This window comes from Streptomyces sp. NPDC000880, from assembly GCF_053599675.1.
The window spans coordinates 1-20,323 of the sequence record NZ_JBSFMS010000054.1; the positions used below are offsets into that span (position 1 = coordinate 1).

The 20,323-nt window shown below is 69.1% G+C and carries 16 protein-coding genes and 1 pseudogene; 10 read left to right on the top strand and 7 right to left on the bottom strand.

Features of this window, described 5'->3' with window-relative positions; genetic code table 11:
• Positions 1-45: 45 nt before the first annotated feature.
• Positions 46-849, top strand: a complete 804-nt coding sequence (locus ACWDO5_RS19155; RefSeq protein ID WP_450531507.1) for an aminoglycoside phosphotransferase — start codon at positions 46-48, stop codon at positions 847-849.
• A gap of 373 nt (positions 850-1,222) precedes the next feature.
• On the opposite strand, the pseudogene ACWDO5_RS19160 reads toward ACWDO5_RS19155, so the two are convergent.
• Positions 1,223-1,846 (bottom strand): annotated as a pseudogene (locus ACWDO5_RS19160) (ATPase, T2SS/T4P/T4SS family); the annotation flags it as partial.
• A complete protein-coding gene (ssd, locus tag ACWDO5_RS19165) occupies positions 1,798-2,898 on the bottom strand; it encodes a septum site-determining protein Ssd (protein WP_450531508.1) in 1,101 nt (366 codons plus the stop codon). The pseudogene ACWDO5_RS19160 and the gene ssd, both read right to left, overlap by 49 nt.
• Before the next feature lie 479 nt (positions 2,899-3,377).
• Here ssd and ACWDO5_RS19170 point away from each other — a divergent pair, with 479 nt between their 5' ends.
• Positions 3,378-4,232, top strand: coding sequence for an HAD family hydrolase (locus ACWDO5_RS19170; RefSeq protein ID WP_450531509.1), 855 nt, complete (start codon positions 3,378-3,380; stop codon positions 4,230-4,232).
• A gap of 351 nt (positions 4,233-4,583) precedes the next feature.
• Here the strand turns inward: ACWDO5_RS19170 and ACWDO5_RS19175 are convergent, their stop codons facing one another.
• Positions 4,584-5,414, bottom strand: coding sequence for an oxidoreductase (locus tag ACWDO5_RS19175; RefSeq protein ID WP_450531510.1), 831 nt, complete (start codon positions 5,412-5,414; stop codon positions 4,584-4,586).
• Positions 5,415-5,516: 102 nt separating this feature from the next.
• On the opposite strand from ACWDO5_RS19175, the gene ACWDO5_RS19180 reads away from it, so the two are divergent.
• Positions 5,517-6,503 carry an ATP-binding protein gene (locus tag ACWDO5_RS19180; protein ID WP_450531511.1) on the top strand — a complete coding sequence of 329 codons (987 nt, stop codon included), beginning with the start codon at positions 5,517-5,519 and terminating at the stop codon, positions 6,501-6,503.
• A 29-nt stretch (positions 6,504-6,532) separates the two neighbouring features.
• On the opposite strand, the gene ACWDO5_RS19185 is transcribed toward ACWDO5_RS19180, so the two are convergent.
• Entirely contained in the window at positions 6,533-7,789 is a 1,257-nt protein-coding gene (locus ACWDO5_RS19185; RefSeq protein WP_450531512.1) for a hypothetical protein, read from the bottom strand.
• A 285-nt stretch (positions 7,790-8,074) separates the two neighbouring features.
• Between ACWDO5_RS19185 and ACWDO5_RS19190 the strand changes: the two genes are divergently transcribed.
• From ACWDO5_RS19190 to ACWDO5_RS19215, 6 genes are all read left to right on the top strand, one after another.
• Positions 8,075-10,531 (top strand): SulP family inorganic anion transporter, encoded by a 2,457-nt coding sequence (locus ACWDO5_RS19190; RefSeq protein WP_450531513.1) that lies wholly within the window; start codon positions 8,075-8,077, stop codon positions 10,529-10,531.
• 204 nt (positions 10,532-10,735) lie between these two features.
• A complete protein-coding gene (gene acs, locus ACWDO5_RS19195) occupies positions 10,736-12,691 on the top strand; it encodes an acetate--CoA ligase (RefSeq protein ID WP_450531514.1) in 1,956 nt (651 codons plus the stop codon).
• 214 nt (positions 12,692-12,905) lie between these two features.
• Complete coding sequence (nhaA, locus tag ACWDO5_RS19200; protein WP_450531515.1) at positions 12,906-14,303, top strand: Na+/H+ antiporter NhaA; 1,398 nt, start codon at positions 12,906-12,908, stop codon at positions 14,301-14,303.
• 39 nt (positions 14,304-14,342) lie between these two features.
• Positions 14,343-14,792 carry a phage holin family protein gene (locus tag ACWDO5_RS19205; RefSeq protein ID WP_450531516.1) on the top strand — a complete coding sequence of 150 codons (450 nt, stop codon included), beginning with the start codon at positions 14,343-14,345 and terminating at the stop codon, positions 14,790-14,792.
• Between the two features lie 117 nt (positions 14,793-14,909).
• Entirely contained in the window at positions 14,910-15,839 is a 930-nt protein-coding gene (locus ACWDO5_RS19210) for an alpha/beta fold hydrolase (RefSeq protein ID WP_450531517.1), read from the top strand.
• A gap of 131 nt (positions 15,840-15,970) precedes the next feature.
• Positions 15,971-16,159: a hypothetical protein gene (locus tag ACWDO5_RS19215; RefSeq protein WP_450531518.1), complete on the top strand. Its 189-nt coding sequence runs from the start codon at positions 15,971-15,973 to the stop codon at positions 16,157-16,159.
• Between the two features lie 16 nt (positions 16,160-16,175).
• Here ACWDO5_RS19215 and ACWDO5_RS19220 read toward each other — a convergent pair whose 3' ends face one another.
• From ACWDO5_RS19220 to nth, 3 genes are all read right to left on the bottom strand, one after another.
• A complete protein-coding gene (locus ACWDO5_RS19220; protein ID WP_450531519.1) occupies positions 16,176-17,375 on the bottom strand; it encodes a MarP family serine protease in 1,200 nt (399 codons plus the stop codon).
• A 117-nt stretch (positions 17,376-17,492) separates the two neighbouring features.
• On the bottom strand, positions 17,493-18,188 hold the full coding sequence (locus tag ACWDO5_RS19225; RefSeq protein ID WP_450531520.1) for an NUDIX hydrolase: 696 nt from the start codon (positions 18,186-18,188) through the stop codon (positions 17,493-17,495).
• 69 nt (positions 18,189-18,257) lie between these two features.
• Positions 18,258-19,100: an endonuclease III gene (gene nth / locus ACWDO5_RS19230; protein WP_450531521.1), complete on the bottom strand. Its 843-nt coding sequence runs from the start codon at positions 19,098-19,100 to the stop codon at positions 18,258-18,260.
• A 271-nt stretch (positions 19,101-19,371) separates the two neighbouring features.
• Between nth and ACWDO5_RS19235 the strand changes: the two genes are divergently transcribed.
• Positions 19,372-20,046 carry a Crp/Fnr family transcriptional regulator gene (locus tag ACWDO5_RS19235; RefSeq protein ID WP_450531522.1) on the top strand — a complete coding sequence of 225 codons (675 nt, stop codon included), beginning with the start codon at positions 19,372-19,374 and terminating at the stop codon, positions 20,044-20,046.
• Positions 20,047-20,323: the final 277 nt, after the last annotated feature.

Sequence of the window (20,323 nt, forward strand, 5' to 3'; positions counted from 1 at the left end):
CGCGTAGGGTCGGAGGCGGCCGCCATTCCACCCTAGGAACCCGACATGCCCGTTACCCGCATCCACTGGAGCGACCTCCCCGAAGCCGCGCGCGCAACCGTTGAGGCCCACACCGGCCACATCCTCAGCGCCGAGACGGCCACGGCTGGGGTGAACTCCGGGATCGCCGCCACCCTCCGCACAGCCGAAACCACTGTGTTCGTCAAGGGCGTGCCCGCCGACCACCCGCAGGTGCGCACCCAGCGCCGCGAAGCCGCGATCAACCCCCACCTGCCTGCCGCATCACCCCGGCTGCTGTGGCACGTCCAAGCCGGCGGCTGGGACCTGATCGGCTACCAGCGGCTTACCGGCCGTCACGCCGACTACGCCCCCGGCTCACCGGACCTGCCCCTCGTCGCGCACGCCGTGGCCGAAGTCCAGGCGACCCCATGCCCCGACATCGACCTCAAGCGCGCCGAACAGCGCTGGGCTACCTATGCGGGTCCCGCAGGGGTGGACCAGCTTGCCGGTGACACGCTCCTGCACACCGACCTCGCCCCGCACAACGTGCTGATCACCGGCCGTGCCCACGTCATCGATTGGGCGTGGCCCACCCGCGGCGCCGCATGGATCGATCCGGCAGTGCTGATCCTCCGGCTCATGGAAGCCGGGCACACTCCGGCCGACGCTGACACATGGGCCCGCGCATCCTTTCCCTCCTGGGCGTCCGCCTCGCACGCCTCAGTAACGGCCTTCTGTGAAGCTAACGCCGCTACATGGGACGAGATCGCCCGCAACGACCCGCAGGGCTGGAAGAAGGACATGGCCCGGCACGCCCACGACTGGGTGACCTGGCGCGGCTGCGCCTGAGTGCTGGAGGTGACTCATGGCCGAGTGGATTGACCCGCGGTACGCCGAGCTGGTCGCAGCGTGGAAGCGCGCGCAGACGCCCGTCTCACGCGATCCGCAACCCAGGCCCGTGAGGGGATTCATTCTCCCGCCCAAGGCCTGACGCAACCGGCCCCGGCCCGTCTGCGCGTCCCCCGTCGCGGACAGGCCGGGGCTCTTTCATGCCCAACTCGGCTACGCCGTGGAATCGAAGGCGTAGATCGACACAGACCCCATGATCCAGATGCGCCTACATAACCGCAGGTCAGAGGGGTAGTGCTGGCCAGCAGTAGCCACCATTCCGGCTACCGGGTGTGATCACAACGTAGAGGTGTCATAACCACCCATTGGGGTTCCCCGATCCCGTGCCGCCGCTGATGAGGAACGACAGCCGGGCGTCGATCAGAGCTCGAAGCACCCGGTCCCCGCCCGGCGGCACCGTCCCCGCAGCGACGAGCTCCCCCACCGAGAACGCCCTGGGCCGCACCACCCGCAGCGACAGACACGTCGAGCCGACCGCCACCGGCGGGATCACGGCATGCATCCGCGTCCCGTCCGGCAGCCGGGCGTCCACCCAGGGCCGGGCGTCGTCCAGCCGCCGCTCCGCCACCGCGGCGAGCCGCTGTGCCAGCCTGCGCACCGACGCCGCGTCCGCGAAGGTCACCCCGGTGAGCTCGAGACCGCGACCCCGGTCCACCCACACCCGGTCGGGCGCGGACACCAGGACGTCGGTCACGGACGGATCGGCCAGCAGCGGTTCCAGGGGGCCCGTCCCCACCAGCTCGCACCGCAACTTCTCGGTGCCGCCGAGCACTTCGGCGTCTGAGAGCAGCCGCCCTTGCGCTCGCAGCGCGGCCGCCACCCGGGCCGGCGTGGGCTCGGCCCCGCTCTCCGCGAGCCTCTGTCGTACGGCGTCCAGCAGGCCTGTGCTCATGAGACACCGCCCCCGGTCAGCGCCCGCTCCCAGAAGGCCGTGCAGAACCTGGCCAGCGGCCCGCGCGCACGGCCCGGCGGAGCGCCCCCCTCCTGCGCGGCCAACAGTCCGGCCTCCACAGGCAGTTCGCCCGCAAGGGGCAGTCCCAGGGCGTCCGCCACCCATTGCTCGTCCAGCCCTGCCGCGTACGGCCCGCGCACGACCACGCGCAAGTCCTGGAGCACCATGCCCACCGTCGACGCCACCCTGTTCGCCGCGGCGACCGCCCGTAGCTCGCCCGGCACCACCAGCAGCCCGAGATCGAGCTGGGCCAGCGCCTCCGCAACGCCCTCGTCGACCCGGCGCGGCAGATCCACGACCACCACCCCGCCGCGCCTGCGTGCCGCGGCCAGCACCGAACGCATCGCCTCCGGCGGGATCACCACCGAGTCCCCGCGGTCCCAGCTGAGCACCCGCAGCGCATGCAACTCGGGCAGCGACTCCTCCAGCGCCCCGCCGGCGACCCGCCCCTTGGAAGCGGCGAAATCCGGCCAACGTCTGCCTTCCACTTGCTCTCCGCCGAGCAGCACGTCCAGCCCGCCACCGAGCGGGTCCCCGTCGACCAGCATGGTGCGCCGACCGGCCCGGGCCGCAGAGACCGCCAGCGCGCAGGCCAGCGTCGATGCCCCGGCTCCACCCCTGCCGCCGATCACGCCGACGGTCAGCGCCTGCCGTCCGACGCCCTCGACCACGTCGGCGATCCGGTCGACGAGCCAGCCTTCCGCATCGGGCAGCCGCAGCACGCAGTCGGCTCCGATTTCCACCGCCCGCCGCCAGACATCCGGGTCGTCCTGGTCCCGCCCCACGAGCAGCACACCCCGTCTGCGCGTGGCTCCGCGGCAGCGCGCGGCCGCGTCGTCGCCGACGAGCACCAGCGGCGCGCCCTCCCAGCTTCCGCTTCGCTCCGGCACCGAGTGATGGACGTCCGGTTCGGCTCCCGCCGCGGCGCACAGCCGCAGCAGATCGTCGAGCAGTTCCATATCTTCGGTGACGATCAGAGGCCCGTCCCGCCGCCCTTCGACGACCGGCGGCCGCTGCGATGTGATGGATCCAGCCACGATCTCCACCCCCTACTTACTTCGATCTCGCTTCGTTCCGAGATCTGCGATTCCGGCAGCCCGCGAACTGCGCGGGTGGAATCACCGTGCAGCGCACCGGAAAATCGTGTGGATCTTGCTGAAAAACTGTGGACAACTAGCCACTTGTGAATATCCCGGTCGCTCATACCGGTGACTCCCAGGAGCATCCCTTCCACTACGCACAGTGACAGTGCAGAGTGATGGAAGGCCGACGCCGGCACGGCTCACACGAGAGGAGAACGATCGCAATGGATCGCAGCAGATGGACGAAAACGCGTCCGGACATGCGACGACCCCCGCCGGGGGGGAGAGCGGGGGTCGTCTCTCCGGCCGACTCGGGGGGGGAGGAGCCGGACCGGGTTAGCACGGTCGCGAACGATCCGTGACTTCCATGGTATACCCGAGAGCCTTCTCAGGCAAACCCACACGCCCGAGCGTACGCCGAATGGCGGGCACCTATGCTCAGGCTCGTGGAAAACCACTCCTTGCCGCGCACAGCCGCCTTCTTTGACCTGGACAAGACGGTCATTGCGAAGTCTTCGACGCTGACCTTCAGCAAGTCCTTCTACCAAGGCGGGCTGATCAACCGGCGCGCCGTACTGCGCACTGCCTATGCCCAGTTCGTTTTTCTCGCCGGGGGCGCCGACCACGACCAGATGGAGCGGATGCGCGAGTACCTCTCCGCGCTCTGCAAGGGCTGGAACGTCCAGCAGGTGAAGGAGATCGTCGCCGAGACTCTTCACGACCTGATCGACCCGATCATCTACGACGAGGCCGCGTCCCTCATCGAGGAGCACCACACCGCGGGCCGCGACGTCGTCATCGTCTCCACCTCCGGCGCGGAGGTGGTCGAGCCGATCGGCGAGCTCCTCGGCGCTGACCGGGTGGTGGCCACCCGCATGGTGGTCGGCGACGACGGCTGCTTCACGGGGGAGGTGGAGTACTACGCGTACGGACCGACCAAGGCGGAGGCGATCAAGGAGCTGGCCGCCTCCGAGGGGTATGACCTGGCGCGTTGCTACGCCTACAGCGACTCCGCCACTGACGTCCCGATGCTCGCGTCCGTCGGCCATCCGTACGCCGTGAATCCGGATCGTGCGCTGCGCCGGGAGGCGACGGCGCGGGATTGGCCGATTCTCGTCTTCAATCGGCCGGTCCGGCTCAAGCAGCGGCTGCCCGCTTTCTCCATGCCGCCGCGCCCGGCCCTTGTGGCCGCGGCCGCGGTGGGTGCGGCGGCCGCCACAGCCGGACTGGTCTGGTACACGAGCCGGCGGCGGAGCGCGGCCGCTCAAATCGCTGCGGCGACCGCGTGAACCAATTCGCGCGTATTTGAACCTAAAAGTAAAGAACTGCAGCTAGGGCTTCCGCTTGCCCTCCCGCAGGAGTAGAAATGACTCAACGGCCCGCGAGACCAAGGACATCCGAGAGGATCACCTTTAACGCATGAAGGCCCCACGGACCGAGCATGAAAACTGAGCACCCACGCGACGTCGACCCGTCGATTACGGGCCAGCCGCACCAGGTGACGGGCAGAAGTTCCCGACCTGATGGGCAACATTCGAGGACGCATGGTAACTCGGCGGACGTGCCAGCGGCGGTACCATTCCCGGTACCGCCGCAACCCTGTTCAGGGCCTTTTCCAGGGGCAGTTCAGACGGGGACGCTCAGGCGGCCCCGCGCTGCAGCGCCTCGCACACCGCCGTCGACTCCCTGACTCCGAGCTCCACCGCGCGCCCGCAGTGCGCGATCCAGGCGGCCATGCCCTCCGGCGTCCCCATCAGATACCCCTCGAAGGCCGCGACGTACGCGGCCCGGCCCTGCTCCGCGTGCCCGACCTCCGCCGGGCAGATCGACTTCGGGTCCAGCCCGCTGCCGATCAGCACGATGCGCTCGGCCGCACGGGCGACGAGACCGTTGCACGAGCCGAAGGGGCGCAGCGCCAGCAGCTCGCCGTGGACCACGGCAGCGGTCACCAGGGCCGGCGCGGAGCTGCCCGCGATGATCAGTCCGGCCAGACCGTCCAGCCGGCCGGTCACCTCGCCAGCGTCCGGCAGAGGCGCCTCGATCAGCGGCTCGTCGACCGCCTCACCCGCGAGACGCGGCCGGCCCACCGTGTCGTCGTCGCCTGCGCCGCTCGCCGCAGCCAGATGCAGCCGGGCCAGTACCCGTAGCGGCGACTGCCGCCAGATGGAAAGGAGTTGACCGGCCTCGGCGGTCAGCCGCAGCGCGGCCCCGACCGTGCGCGCCTCGGGTTCGACGCCAAAGTCGGTGCGCCTGCGGACCTCTTCCAGCGCCCAGTCCGCCCCGGACAGCGCGGCGGAACCTCGCGCTCCGCGCAGCGCCGCCTCCGAGGTGACCTCGTTGCTGCGACGCCGCATGACCCGATGGCCGTAGACGCGGTCGACTGCCTTGCGCACGGAGTCCACGGAGTCGGCGACGCCCGGGAGAGAGCCGAGTGTGGCGAGGGGGTCGACCGACGAGGCATTCGTACTCATAGGTGGCGAGGCTACGCGCCCCCGCCGCACGCCCCACCTTGGAGTGGTCTTCCTCACTCGACTCAGTCGCCCTACGCGATCGAGCCGCTACCCTTTGTGAACATGAAGATCGCTTTCGTAGGGAAGGGCGGCAGCGGGAAGACGACGTTGTCCTCGCTCTTCATCCGCCACCTGGCCGCCAATGAAGCACCCGTCGTCGCGGTGGACGCCGACATCAACCAGCATTTGGGGGCCGCGCTCGGTCTCGACGAGACAGAGGCCGCCGCGCTGCCCGCGATGGGCGCGCATCTGTCGCTGATCAAGGACTATCTGCGGGGAACGAACCCCCTGATCGCCTCCGCCGAAACGATGATCAAGACCACTCCCCCGGGGATGGGTTCGCGTCTGCTCCGTGTGTGCGAGGACAACCCGGTCTACGAGGCCTGCGCCCGGACCGTCCGGCTGGACGACGGGGACATCCGGCTGATGGCGACCGGCCCCTTCACCGAGTCGGATCTGGGGGTGTCCTGCTACCACTCCAAAGTCGGCGCGGTGGAGCTCTGCCTCAACCACCTGGTCGACGGCCCCGAGGAGTATGTGGTCGTCGATATGACAGCCGGGTCGGACTCCTTCGCGTCCGGGATGTTCACCCGCTTCGACATGACCTTCCTGGTGGCTGAGCCGACCCGCAAGGGCGTGTCCGTCTACCGCCAGTACAAGGAGTACGCCAGGGACTTCGGCGTCGCGCTGAAGGTCATCGGCAACAAGGTGCAGGGGCAGGACGACGTGGACTTCCTGCACGAGGAGGTGGGGGACGACCTGCTCGTCACCGTCAGGCACTCCGACTGGGTGCGGGGGATGGAGAAGGGCCGGCCGTCGCGCTTCGAGCTCCTGGAGGCGGAGAACCGGATGTCGCTGCAGGCCTTGCAGAACGCCGCGGAGGACTCGTACGCGCACCGCGACTGGGAGCGCTACACACGCCAGATGGTGCACTTCCACCTGAAGAACGCGGAGAGTTGGGGCAACGCGAAGACGGGCGCCGACCTTGCCGCGCAGGTCGACCCCGCCTTCGTGCTGGGCGAGCATTCGGCGGTTCCGCAGCCCGGCTGAGGAAGCGGCTCGGGGAGCGGTGTCGGTCGTCAGTCCCCGACCGCGGGTGAGACTGCCGGGTTGGCCGGCTGGGTGGCGAGGAACGTCGCCCAGCCGCCCTCCGGGGCCTCGCCGACTCCGAGCGTGCGCATCTTCTCCAGGACCTGTGAGTCCTGGGCGTCCAGCCAGTCGGCGAGCTGACGGAAGGACACGCACTTCACGTCGCGCTTCACGCAGACCGTGGCGATTGTCTCCTCGACGGCCCGCATGTATGTGCCGCCGTTCCAGGATTCGAAGTGGTTGCCGATGATCAGTGGGGCTCGGTTGCCCTCGTACGCGCGGTCGAACGCCTGCACCAGGCCGTCGCGCATCTGGTCGCCCCAGTACTCGTACTGGGAGGGGTCACCCTTGGACGTGCCCGACTGGTTGACCATGAAGTTGTAGTCCATGGACAGCGTCTCGAAGGCGCGGCCGGGCACCGGGACCATCTGCAGTGACAGGTCCCACATGCCCAGTTCCTTGTTGGGCCAGACCTGGTCGTTGATACCGCTGGTGTCGTAGCGGAAGCCCAGTTCGCTCGCGGCGCGCACAAAGTTCGGGCGGCCCTCCAGGCAGGGGGTGCGGGCGCCGATGAGTTCCTTCTCGTAGTCGAAAGGCAGCGGCTTCTCGGTCTCCAGGCCCGCGTTCGTCTTCCAATTCTTCACAAAGGACTTGGCCTGGCTGATCTCGCTCATCCACTCGGCGACGGACCAGTTGCCGACCCCGCCGTCGTTGCCGCAGAAGTGGCCGTTGAAGTGGGTGCCCACCTCGTTGCCCTCCTGCCAGGCGCCGCGCAGTTCACGCACGGTGTCCTTGATGCCCTGGGTGTCATTGAAGCCGATGTCGGAGCGCCCGGGAGAGTGCTGGGGCGGGTCGTAGAGGCTCGCCTTCTCCTCGGGGAGCAGATAGACCCCGCTGAGGAAGTAGGTCATCGTCGCGTCGTACTTCTTGGCGACCTTGCGGAAGTGGGAGAAGAGCTTCTGGCTGTCCTCACCGGCCCCGTCCCAGGAGAAGACCACGAACTGCGGCGGCGGCTGACCGAGCTTCAGGCGCTCCGGCTCGAGCAGCCCCGGTTGGACTCCGGTGAGCGCGGTGGATCCGTCGCCGATGAGACGTACCGCGCTCTCGGGAGCCGCGGCGCCCATGTTCGGCCCGGGGGCGCCCTTCCCTGCTGAGCCATGGTCGTCCGATCCGGAGCAGGCGGCGAGTCCCGCGATCAACGCCGTGGCGACTGCGCCGCGGGCGATCCTCCTCGTGGGGACCTTCATCAGCCACCCTCTTTCTATGCATATACGCCTGTACGACGCATTACCTACGGCGCCGTCAAGCTCGCATCGCGGTGGTGAGGGGGGAGGCGCGACGAGCCGCATTCAAATCATTAATCACCAGCACGGGTGAAAGAATGCACCATTTGCCCCGAAAATCCCGCCTCAGTCTTTACCCTGCATTACTATCCATTTACTGAGAGTTGAGAATCCCGCCGCTGCACGCCGTGACCCACGGCCGCGTCCCCCCCATTCCGCGACCGCGCTGCCCCGGAGGAGACGGGAACCATGTCTGCCTGCGTCCCCACCCGCACCGACGACCCATCTCGCAAGTCCCGCAAAACCCGAAAGTCCCGAAAGAACGGCAAGTCGCGGAAGAACGGCAAGCCCGGCACGCCGCAGAAGGAGGGCACCGCCGGCACGTCCCGCGACATCCGTCCGTCTCGCACGTTTCTCGCCTCGTGCTTCCAACGCCCGCACAGCCCGCCATCGCCCGGCGGCGGCCGCCGCCCCTTCCGCATCGCGGGCGCCGACCTGTCCGCCTCGATCTCCGTCTTCCTGATCGCGCTGCCGCTCTCCCTCGGCATCGCACTAGCCACCGGCGCACCACTCCAGGCCGGGCTGGTGGCCGCTGCCGTCGGCGGCATCGTCGCCGGGCGGCTCGGCGGGTCCCAGCTGCAGGTCAGCGGTCCCGCGGCCGGGCTCACCGTCGTCACCGCCGATCTGATTCAGCAGTACGGCTGGCGCATCACCTGCGCCATCACCGTCCTCGCCGGACTCGCCCAGCTCGGGCTGGCCGCCCTGCGGGTGGCCCGCTCGGCTCTCGCTGTCAGCCCGGCGATCGTGCACGGAATGCTGGCGGGCATCGGCGTCATGATCGCCCTGGCACAACTCCATATCGTGCTCGGCGGCACCCCGCAGAGCTCCGCCGTCGACAACGTCCGCGCTCTGCCCGCCCAGTTGGCCGAGCTCCACCCGGCCGCACTCTCGGCCAGCGTCCTGACCGTTGCCGTACTGCTGCTGTGGCCACGGATTCCCGGGCGCGCCGGTCAGCTCGTACGAAAGATCCCGGCCGCCCTCGCCGCGGTGGCGGGTGCGACCGCCTTCGCCGCGTTTGCCGGGCTGAGCCTGCCGCGCGTCGACCTGCCGTCCTGGAGCAGCCACGCCCTGCCCCAACTGCCGGAAGGGCCGATGCTCGGCATCCTCGCCGCCGTCCTCATCATCACCCTGGTCGGCAGCGTGGAGTCACTCCTGTCGGCGGTCGCCGTCGACAAACTGGTGGCTGCCCGCAAGGAGCCGGACGTTCGCATTCCGCGTGCCCGGCTCGACCGGGAGCTGGCCGGGCAGGGGGCGGCGAATGTCGTCTCCGGCGCGCTCGGCGGGCTGCCCATTACGGGGGTCGCCGTCCGTAGCGCCGCCAATGTGTCCGCAGGCGGGGTGAGCCGTAATGCCACGATGCTGCACGGGCTGTGGATCGCGGTCGCCGCACTGTTGCTGGTACCCGTGCTCGATCTGATCCCGCTGGCCGCCCTGGCGGCGCTGGTGATGGTCGTGGGCGTCCAGATGGTCAGCATCACGCACCTGCGCAGCGTGAAGCGGAACCGGGAGATGCTGGTGTATGCGGTGACGCTGGCCGCCGTCGTCATCACCGGCGTACTGGAAGGCGTGGTGATCGGGGTCGCGGTGGCGGTCTCGGTCGCGCTGCACCGGCTGACCAGGACGCGGATCACCGCGGACGAGCAGGAGGGGATCCACCGGGTGCGGGCGCGCGGCCAGTTGACCTTCCTTGCCGTGCCGCGGCTGAGCCGGACGCTGGGGCAGGTGCCCCATGGAGCCGACTGTGTCGTGGAGTTGGACGGTTCGTTCATGGACCACGCCGCGTACGAGGCGCTGCACGACTGGCAGACCTCGCATGTCGCGCAGGGCGGGACAGTGGAGTTCACCGGCCGGTCCGGGGGCCGGATAAGCGAGCCCACCACGGAGACGCACTGCTCCTGCCGCCCCTGGACGCCCTGGCGCAACCACCACTGCCACGCGAGCCCCCGCCACGCCACCACACATCAACTGGCCAGCGGGCTCAGTTCCTTCCAGCGCAATACGGCCCCGCTGGTCCGCGACGAGCTGGCTCGGCTGGCGCGGGAAGGACAGCGGCCCTCCCAGCTCTTCCTCACCTGCGCCGACTCCCGCCTGGTCACCAGCATGATCACGGCCAGCGGTCCGGGCGATCTGTTCACCGTACGGAACGTAGGGAATCTCGTGCCGCTGCCCGGCGCGGAGAGCGGCGACGACTCGGTGGCGGCCGCGATCGAGTACGCCGTCGAGGTACTGAAGGTGACCTCGATCACCATCTGCGGACACTCCGGCTGCGGCGCGATGCAGGCCCTGCTGAGCAGTCCGCCCGGAGACGCCCAGACTCCGCTGTGGCGGTGGCTGCGGCACGGAACGCCGAGCCTGGAGCGGATGAGGAACCGGCACCGATCCTGGGCAAGGATCTCCGGCCGGATGCCCAGCGACGCTGTGGAGCAGCTGTGCCTGACCAATGTGGTGCAGCAACTGGAGCATCTGCGCGCCCATGAGGCGGTGGCGAGGCAGCTCGCCGAAGGCACGCTGGCGCTGCACGGCATGTACTTCCATGTCGGCGAGGCCCAGGCGTATCTGCTCGCGAGCAGCGACGAGCACGAGATCGACGAGGTCTTCGACCGGGTTGCTCCCGCACCCTCGGCGCTGGAGAAGTCGCGCGCCTGAACCGCACACCGGTACTGTCCGTGAGAACGTATGGCCCCTCTTTTCCCACCGCCCGGGGAGGAGGGGCCACTCATGGATTCACCCCTGGATTCACGAACAGGTCTAAACCAATTTCCGGAAGGCTCTTGTCACCAGGCCATCTGGCTGATGAGCTATGCCCTGGGACACATAGGTACATAGGACGCCCTGGGAAAGGGAGATGTCGTGAGCAACGAAAGCCTGGCCAACCTGCTCAAGGAAGAGCGGCGGTTCACGCCGCCGGCCGAGCTGGCCGCGAACGCCAACGTGACGGCGGAGGCGTACGAGCAGGCCGAGGCGGACAGGCTTGGCTTCTGGGCCGAGCAGGCGAGGCGGCTCAGCTGGGCCACCGAGCCGACCGAGACCCTCGACTGGACCAACCCGCCCTTCGCAAAGTGGTTCGCGGACGGCAAGCTGAACGTCGCGTACAACTGCGTGGACCGCCATGTCGAAGCGGGTAACGGCGACCGCGTCGCCATCCACTTCGAGGGCGAGCCGGGTGACAGCCGCGCTCTCACCTACGCGGAGCTCAAGGACGAGGTCTCCCGGGCGGCCAACGCTCTGACCGAGCTGGGAGTCGTGAAGGGCGACCGGGTCGCTGTCTACCTCCCGATGATCCCCGAGGCCGTCGTGGCGATGCTGGCCTGCGCCCGTATCGGCGCCGCGCACTCGGTGGTCTTCGGCGGCTTCTCCGCCGACGCGCTCGCCACCCGTATCGAGGACGCCGACGCCAAGGTCGTCATCACCGCCGACGGCGGCTACCGACGCGGCAAGCCCGCCGCCCTCAAGCCCGCCGTGGACGACGCCGTCGACCGCGTGGACCGCGTCCGGCATGTGCTTGTCGTACGCCGCACCGGCCAGGACGTGGCGTGGACCGAGGGCCGCGATGTGTGGTGGCACGACATCGTCAGCCGCCAGTCCGCCGAGCACACCCCGGAGCCCTTCGAGGCGGAGCACCCGCTCTTCATCCTCTACACCTCCGGCACCACCGGTAAGCCGAAGGGCATCCTGCACACCTCCGGCGGCTATCTCACTCAGGTGGCCTACACCCACCACGCCGTCTTCGACCTCAAGCCGGGGTCGGACGTCTTCTGGTGCACCGCCGACATCGGCTGGGTGACCGGCCACTCGTACATCGTGTACGGGCCGCTCGCCAACGGCGCGACGCAGGTGATGTACGAGGGCACGCCCGACACCCCCCACCAGGGCCGCTTCTGGGAGATCGTGCAGAAGTACGGCGTCACGATCCTCTACACGGCGCCGACCGCGATCCGTACGTTCATGAAGTGGGGAGACGATATCCCCGCCAAGTTCGATCTGAGCAGCCTGCGCGTCCTGGGGTCGGTCGGTGAGCCGATCAACCCGGAGGCCTGGATGTGGTACCGGGAGCACATCGGCGCCGGCAAGGCGCCGATCGTGGACACCTGGTGGCAGACCGAGACCGGCGCGATGATGATCTCGCCGCTGCCCGGCGTCACCGAGACCAAGCCCGGCTCGGCGCAGCGCGCGCTGCCCGGCATCTCGGCGACCGTCGTCGACGACGAGGCGAACGAGGTTCCGAATGGGGGCGGCGGCTATCTCGTCCTCACTGAGCCGTGGCCGTCGATGCTGCGCACCATCTGGGGCGACGACCAGCGATTCCTCGACACGTACTGGTCGCGCTTCGAGGGCAAGTACTTCGCGGGCGACGGCGCCAAGAAGGACGACGACGGCGACATCTGGCTGCTCGGACGGGTCGACGACGTGATGCTGGTGTCCGGCCACAACATCTCGACGACCGAGGTGGAGTCGGCGCTGGTCTCGCACCCGAAGGTCGCCGAGGCGGCGGTCGTGGGCGCGACGGACGAGACGACCGGCCAGGCGATCGTGGCCTTCGTGATCCTGCGCGGTACGGCGAGCGAGGACGAGAACCTCGTGAGCGACCTGCGTAATCACGTGGGCGCGACGCTCGGCCCGATCGCGAAGCCAAAGCGGATCCTGCCGGTTGCGGAGCTGCCCAAGACCCGTTCCGGCAAGATCATGCGCCGGCTGCTGCGCGATGTTGCGGAGAACCGCCAGCTGGGCGATGTCACCACGCTCACCGACTCGTCCGTGATGGACCTGATCCAGTCGAGGCTGCCCACCGCCGGCAGCGAGGACTGACCAGGAAAGATCCACCCAAAGCAGCACTGAAGGGCACTTGGCAATGACACGCCGGGTGCCCTTCTTGCACCTAAAGTGACACTCACCGGATACGTCCTTGCGCGCTTGGGTAAGCTGATGAATGCGTTAACGACGCGACAAGAAGACCTAGGTGCGCCGGGAAGTCTGGTCGGCATGTGCTCTGTCCTGCCTACCCGACCGGAGGTCCCCCGACGTGGCCGCGCCGACCCCCACCGACCGTAAGTTCCTCGGACGCCTACCTCTGCCCGAGCGGACGTTCGTGGCGGACGCGCTGCGTGCCGAGACCATTGGCGGCGTAGTCCTCCTCGCTGCCGCGGTCGCCGCTCTGATCTGGGCGAACACCCCGCTGGGAGACAGCTACGAATCCGTACGCAACTTCCGCATAGGCCCCTCCGCCCTCGGCCTGGACCTCTCGATCCAGCACTGGGCCGCCGACGGACTGCTCGCCGTTTTCTTCTTCGTCGCCGGCATCGAGCTGAAGCGTGAGCTGGTGGCCGGCGAACTGCGCGACCCCAAGGCCGCCGCCCTCCCCGTGATCGCCGCGATCTGCGGCATGGCGATGCCCGCGCTCGTCTACGTCCTGGTCGCCACCACCGGCGGCGGATCCGCCGCGGGCTGGGCCGTCCCGACCGCCACCGACATCGCCTTCGCCCTCGCCGTCCTCGCCGTCATCGGCACCTCGCTGCCGTCCGCGCTGCGGGCGTTCCTGCTGACCCTCGCCGTCGTCGACGACCTCTTCGCGATCCTGATCATCGCGGTCTTCTTCACCAGCGACCTGAACTTCGCGGCGCTCGGCGGGGCCGTGATCGGCCTCGGCGCCTTCTGGCTGCTGCTGCGCAAGGGCATCCGCGGCTGGTACGTGTACGTGCCGCTGGCCCTGGTCATCTGGGGGCTGATGTACAACAGCGGCGTGCACGCCACCATCGCCGGTGTCGCGATGGGCCTGATGCTCCGCTGCACCAAGCACAAGGAGGAGGAGCACTCCCCCGGGGAGCGCGTCGAGCACCTCGTACGGCCGCTGTCGGCAGGACTCGCCGTACCGCTGTTCGCGCTCTTCTCCGCGGGTGTCTCGGTCTCCGGCAACTCGCTCACCGACGTCTTCTCCAAGCCCGAGACCCTCGGTGTCGTCCTCGGCCTGGTGGTCGGCAAGGCCGTCGGGGTCTTCGGCGGCACCTGGCTCGCGGCGCGCTTCACCCGCGCCGAGCTCAATGACGATCTGGCCTGGCCTGACGTCTTCGCCGTCGCCGCGCTCGCCGGCATCGGCTTCACCGTCTCGCTGCTCATCGGCGAACTGGCCTTCTCCGGCGACGCGGTGCTGACCGCCGAGGTCAAGGCCGCGGTCCTGATGGGCTCGCTGATCGCGGCCGTTCTCGCCGGAATCCTGCTCAAGCTGCGCGACCGCAAGTACCGCGCGCTCACTGAGGAGGAGGAGCGCGACGACGACCAGGACGGCATCCCTGACGTCTACGAGCAGGACAAACCGGAGTACCACCTGCGGATGGCGGCGATCTACGAGGAGAAGGCCGCGGAGCACCGGCGCAAGGCCGAACTGGCGGGGGCGTCGCGCGACGGGGGCGACAGTCCGGCATGATCTGACGACGGATCCGTTGATGAGGAGAGGGAGTCAGCGATGAGCGACCCCGGCAACAGCGCGGCGAACGCTGTCGGCGCCGAGCGCAGTCTCGGCCAGTTGGTCGCCTCGGCGACCGCCGAGATGTCCGCACTCGTGCACGACGAGATCGCCCTGGCCAAGGCGGAGCTGCGGCAGGACGTCAAGCGAGGCGCGATCGGCGGAGCGGCCATCAGCATCGCGGGAGTGTTCGCGCTCTTCTCGCTGCCGGTGCTGAGCTTCGCGGCGGCGTACGGAATTCACAATCTGGGGCTCGGTCTGGCCTGGTCGTTCCTGATCGTGGGCGCGGCCTTGCTGCTGCTTGCGGGGCTGCTGGCGCTGCTCGCCGTCGCCAAGTTCAAGAAGGTCAAGCCGCCGGAGAGGTCCATCGCTTCGGCCAAACAGACGGCGGCCGTACTGCAGGGCGTCAAGCCGCACACCCGGCCGGCGCAGGACAAGGTCCCGGTCTGAGAGCCGCGGTCGCGGAGCCGGTGAGCACCGGCGCAGCGGGCCGCGGGGCCCGCCCGTCGCCCTGTAGGGGGCGGGCTTGGCGTCCGTGGGGTGCTCAGTTGTGGCACGCTCGTCTGCATGACGGCCCCTGATACCGGTACTGGAAGCCCCGTACGCATCGATGGTCCCTGGACACATCGCGACGTGGCGGCCAATGGTGCGCGCTTCCATATCGCCGAGATGGGCGATGGGCCGCTTGTGTTGCTGCTCCATGGCTTTCCGCAGTTCTGGTGGACGTGGCGGCATCAGCTGACCGCGCTCGCCGACGCCGGGTTCCGGGCAGTGGCGATGGATCTGCGGGGCGTGGGCGGCAGCGACCGTACGCCGCGGGGTTACGACCCCGCGAACCTCGCGCTCGACATCACCGGTGTGGTGCGCTCGCTCGGCGAACCGGACGCGGCGCTGGTCGGGCACGACCTGGGCGGCTATCTGGCGTGGACCGCGGCGGTGATGCGGCCCAAGCTGGTGCGCCGGCTCGCGGTCTCCTCGATGCCGCATCCGCGCCGGTGGCGTTCGGCGATGCTCTCCGACTTCTCGCAGAGCCGTGCCGGGTCGTACATCTGGGGTTTCCAGCGGCCGTGGCTGCCAGAGCGTCAGCTGGTGGCGGACGACGCGGCCTTGGTGGGCAGGCTGATCCAGGACTGGTCCGGGCCGCAGCTGCCGGACGAGGACGCGGTCGACGTCTACCGGCGGGCGATGTGCATCCCGTCAACGGCGCACTGCTCGATCGAGCCGTACCGGTGGATGGTGCGGTCGATGGCCCGGCCGGACGGGATCCAGTTCAACCGCCGGATGAAGCGGCCGGTGCGGGTTCCGACGCTGCATCTGCACGGCTCGCTGGACCTGGCGATGCGGACGCGCAGCGCGGCGGGGTCGGGCCAGTATGTGGAAGCGCCCTACCGCTGGCGGCTGTTCGACGGCCTTGGTCACTTCCCTCATGAGGAGGACCCTGTGGCGTTCTCCACCGAGCTCATCAGCTGGCTGAAGGACCCCGAGCCCGACCGGTAGTCCCTGCTACGGCCCCGCCGCCCCACGCCCCCGAGAACGCTTGTACGACTGGCGGCCAAATGCCCAGCGCATAGGCCAATTGGCCGCTCCTGACGCGATTACCGACCATGAGGCACGGGAAACGTCGGGGTATGGGCTGGACGCACGACTACGGTGACGCAGCACGCAACCGCCGCTCGGCCAGTGGGCCGATCACCCACAAGAGGGGTGGCCCTCAAAGCGAGGGCCATGAGCATCCGGGGCAAGGGATCGGCATTCCCCGCATCCTGAGGCGCCGGGCCCGCTGGTTCTCGGCGCGACTGCGGCATGCCCGAAGCTGACGCCTGCCCGCTCCCGCTACAGCGCGCATCCCTGGGTGTCGACCTGCTGGTTGGCGTTCAGGCCGACTGCGATGTCGTCGCGGATCTCGTCGACCGTCAGGGCGTAGCCGGTCTCCGGGTCGTCCAGTGACCTGGCGAAGATGACGCCGTACACCCTGCCGTCGGGCGTGAGCAGCGGACCGCCGGAGTTGCCCTGACGGACCGTGGCGAAGAGTGAGTAGATGTCGCGCTGCACGGTGCCGCGGCGGTAGATGTCGGGGCCGTTGGCGTTGATCCGGCCGCGGACGCGGGCCGAGCGCACGTCGTACGAGCCGTTCTCCGGGAAGCCCGCGACGATCGCGCTGTTGCCGCTGCGCGCGTCGGAGTCGGAGAACTGGAGCGGCCGCGCCCTGAGGTCGGGTACGTCCAGTACGGCGATGTCGCGCTGCCAGTCGTAGAGCACGACCTTCGCGTCGTACAGCCTGCCCTCGCCGCCCAGCTGCACGGTCGGCTCGTCCACGCCTCCGACGACATGCGCGTTGGTCATGACCCGGCGGTCGGAGAAGACGAAGCCGGTGCCTTCGAGGACCTTGCCGCAGCTCTGCGCGGTGCCGACGACCTTGACGATGGACTGCTTGGCGCGGGCGGCCACCGGGCTGCCCGCGAGCGCCGGGTCCGGGGCCTGGACCTCGGTGATGGGCTCGTTGGCGAACGGGCTGAAGACCTGCGGGAAGCCGTTCTGGGCAAGGACGGAGGAGAAGTCCGCGAACCAGGTGCTCGCCTGACTGGGCATCACCCGGGAGACGCCGAGCAGCACCTTGGAGTTACGGACCTCCTTGCCGAGTGTGGGCAGCGAGGTCCCGGCGAGCGCGGAGCCGATCAGCCAGGCGACCAGCAGCATCGCGACCACGTTGACCAGCGCGCCACCGGTGGCGTCCAGGGCGCGGGCGGGCGACCAGGTGATGTGCCGGCGCAGTCTGTTGCCGAGGTGGGTGGTGAAGGCCTGGCCGACCGAGGCACAGACGATCACGAGTACGACGGCGACGACCGCGGCCGTGGTGGACACCTCGGAGTCGTTCGTCAGTTGACCCCAGATGACGGGCAGCAGATAGATCGCCACAAGTCCGCCGCCGAGGAAACCGATCACCGACAGGATGCCGACGACGAAGCCCTGGCGATAGCCGACGATCGCAAACCACACGGCGGCGACCAGCAACAGGATGTCCAGCACGTTCACCGTCAGTAGCCTCGCAGATTCGTCGCCGGGTGCTCCGACCGGCTGGGGTTCCTGGCCGCCCGCTGCCGAGCCATCTTCAATGCCGCGCCCCCGAGGGCGCGGCACGGGGTCAGCCTGTCATGAGCGCCAGTCCAGCGGGACCTGCTTGGCGCGGTCCCATGGTCGTTCCCATCCGGCGAAATGCAGAATTCGGTCGATCACACCGGCGGTGAAACCCCAGACCAGAGCCCCCCCGACCATAAACGCCGGTCCTGTATGGCCGCTTGGGTGCATGGCCGTCGCACGGTTGGCCGGGTCCGTGAGATCCACCACGGGCACGGTGAAGACCCGCGCGGTCTCCGCGGGATCGACCGCTCCGACCGGGCTCGGGGTGCGCCACCATCCCAGTACGGGCGTGACGACGAAACTGCTCACCGGAATATAAAGCTTGGGCAGCACGCCGAAGATCTGGACGCCCGCCGGGTCGAGGCCGGTCTCCTCCTGGGCCTCGCGCAGCGCGGCGCGCAGCGGCCCTGTGGTGGCCGGGTCGCCGTCCTCGGGGTCGAGCGCGCCGCCGGGGAAGGAGGGCTGCCCGGCGTGCGAGCGGAGGCTGCCGGCGCGCTCCATGAGCAGCAGCTCGGGGCCCTCGGCGCCCTCGCCGAGCAGGATCAGGACGGCGGACTGCCGGCCGCGGCCGCTCTCGGGCGGCAGGAAGCGGCTGAGCTGCTGGGGCTTGACGGTGTCCGCGGCGCGCACGACGGGGTCGAGCCATGCGGGCAGGCCGTCGGTCGTGACGGCCACATCGCGGTCGTACGTTTCTCCTTCAGCGCGCATCAGGGCACCCCCTCATTCACAACGCCTTGGGGCGCTTGGATCGTTCCGTGAGTCGTACGACGTGTGATGTCACCCGGTCGCTCCCAGAGCCGGAGCCGGCTTGCCCGGGTAATCCGGGGGCGGGTTCAGGCGCTGGCCCGGCTGGCCGCCCATCTCGTACTTGAGCAGCTTCTTGGCCTTCACAGGGTCCGTCTCACCCTCTCCGTACGAAGGGCAGAGGTGCGCGATCGGGCAGGCGCCGCAGGCAGGTTTGCGGGAGTGGCAGATCCGGCGGCCGTGGAAGATCACCCGGTGCGAGAGCATCGTCCACTCGCTCTTGGGGAAGATCGCGGCGATCTCGGCCTCGACCTTGACCGGGTCCTCCTGCTCGGTCAGCTTCCAGCGGCGCACGAGGCGCTGGAAGTGGGTGTCGACGGTGAGGCCGGGCACTCCGAACGCATTGCCGAGGACCACGAACGCCGTCTTGCGGCCCACTCCGGGCAGCTTCACCAGGTCGTCGAGGCGACCGGGGACCTTGCCGCCGAAGTCGTCCCGGATGGCGGTCGCGAGTCCCATGATCGCCTTGGTCTTGGCGCGAAAGAAGCCGGTCGGGCGGATGAGCTCCTCGACCTCTTCCGGATTCGCGGCGGCGAGGTCCTCGGGCGTGGGGTACTTCGCGAAGAGCGCGGGTGTGGTCTGGTTCACCCTCAGGTCGGTCGTCTGGGCGGACAGGACCGTGGCGACCAGCAGCTCGAAGGGATTTCGGAAGTCGAGCTCCGGATGGGCGTACGGGTAGACCTCGGCCAGCTCTCTGTTGATCCGGCGGGCTCGGCGGACCATCGCCAGCCGAGTTTCCGGTTTGGGGTGTTTTGTGGCTTTCTTGGGGCTAGGCGAGGACTGTTCGCCCACAGCGGAATTCTGTTTTCCGGACACTCTCCAAGCCCCCTTGGCCTGCGCTCTCACCGGCAAATTGGACACCCGGTCAGCCTACGGGCCACCACTGACATCCGCCCCGGTCCCTGGTAATCGGGGCCCAATCGGGCCCCTGCCGTACGAACAGGCGCTCCCGTGCGTCAAACTTGTTGTGACTGATCGCACGAATTTTTACTGCCGGGGGTCCGAGGGTTGTCCTCCGGACCAGAACAGCGCGGTCCGGCATCATGGGGGCCACGGTCCCCTGAGCAGGTCGACAAGGAGAGAACTCGTGGACGACGTTCTGCGGCGCGCCCCGCTCTTCGCGGCGCTCGATGACGAGCAGGCCGCGGAGCTCCGCGCCTCGATGAGTGAAGTGACGCTCGCCCGCGGCGAAGCTCTCTTCCACGAGGGCGACCCCGGCGACCGTCTGTACGTGGTCACCGATGGCAAGGTCAAGCTCCACCGCACGTCCCCCGACGGCCGCGAGAACATGCTCGCCGTCCTCGGCCCGGGCGAGCTGATCGGTGAGCTGTCCCTCTTCGATCCGGGGCCGCGCACCGCCACCGCCAGCGCGCTGACCGAGGTCAAGCTCCTCGGCCTGGGCCACGGCGACCTCCAGCCCTGGCTGAACGCACGCCCCGAGGTGGCCACCGCGCTACTGCGCGCGGTCGCCCGCCGGCTGCGCAAGACCAACGACCAGATGTCCGACCTGGTCTTCTCCGACGTGCCGGGCCGCGTGGCCCGCGCGCTCCTCGACCTGTCGCGCCGCTTCGGCGTGCAGTCGGAGGAGGGCATTCACGTCGTCCACGACCTCACTCAGGAGGAGCTGGCCCAGCTGGTCGGCGCCTCCCGCGAGACGGTGAACAAGGCGCTGGCCGACTTCGCGCAGCGCGGCTGGCTGCGACTGGAGGCGCGGGCCGTGATCCTGCTGGACGTGGAGCGACTCGCCAAGCGTTCACGCTGACCCGCGATGATGCCCGCTGATGCGCGATGACTCGCGCTGATGCCTGCTGAGCATCTGGCGTACGCAGCAGAAAGGGCCACCCCGGTCGACCGGGGTGGCCTTTCGCGTGCGTACGGGCAAGTACGTCAGCTCTTCGAGCCGTCGACGATCAGTGGGTTTCCGCTGCCGCCGCCGCATGGCACCGCGTACACCGGGTACTTCGCCGCGGCCCCCTTGAAGGCGTCCATGCACTGGTTGGTGAGCACCTCGTCGGTGAGCGACTCGTTCAGGATCTTGT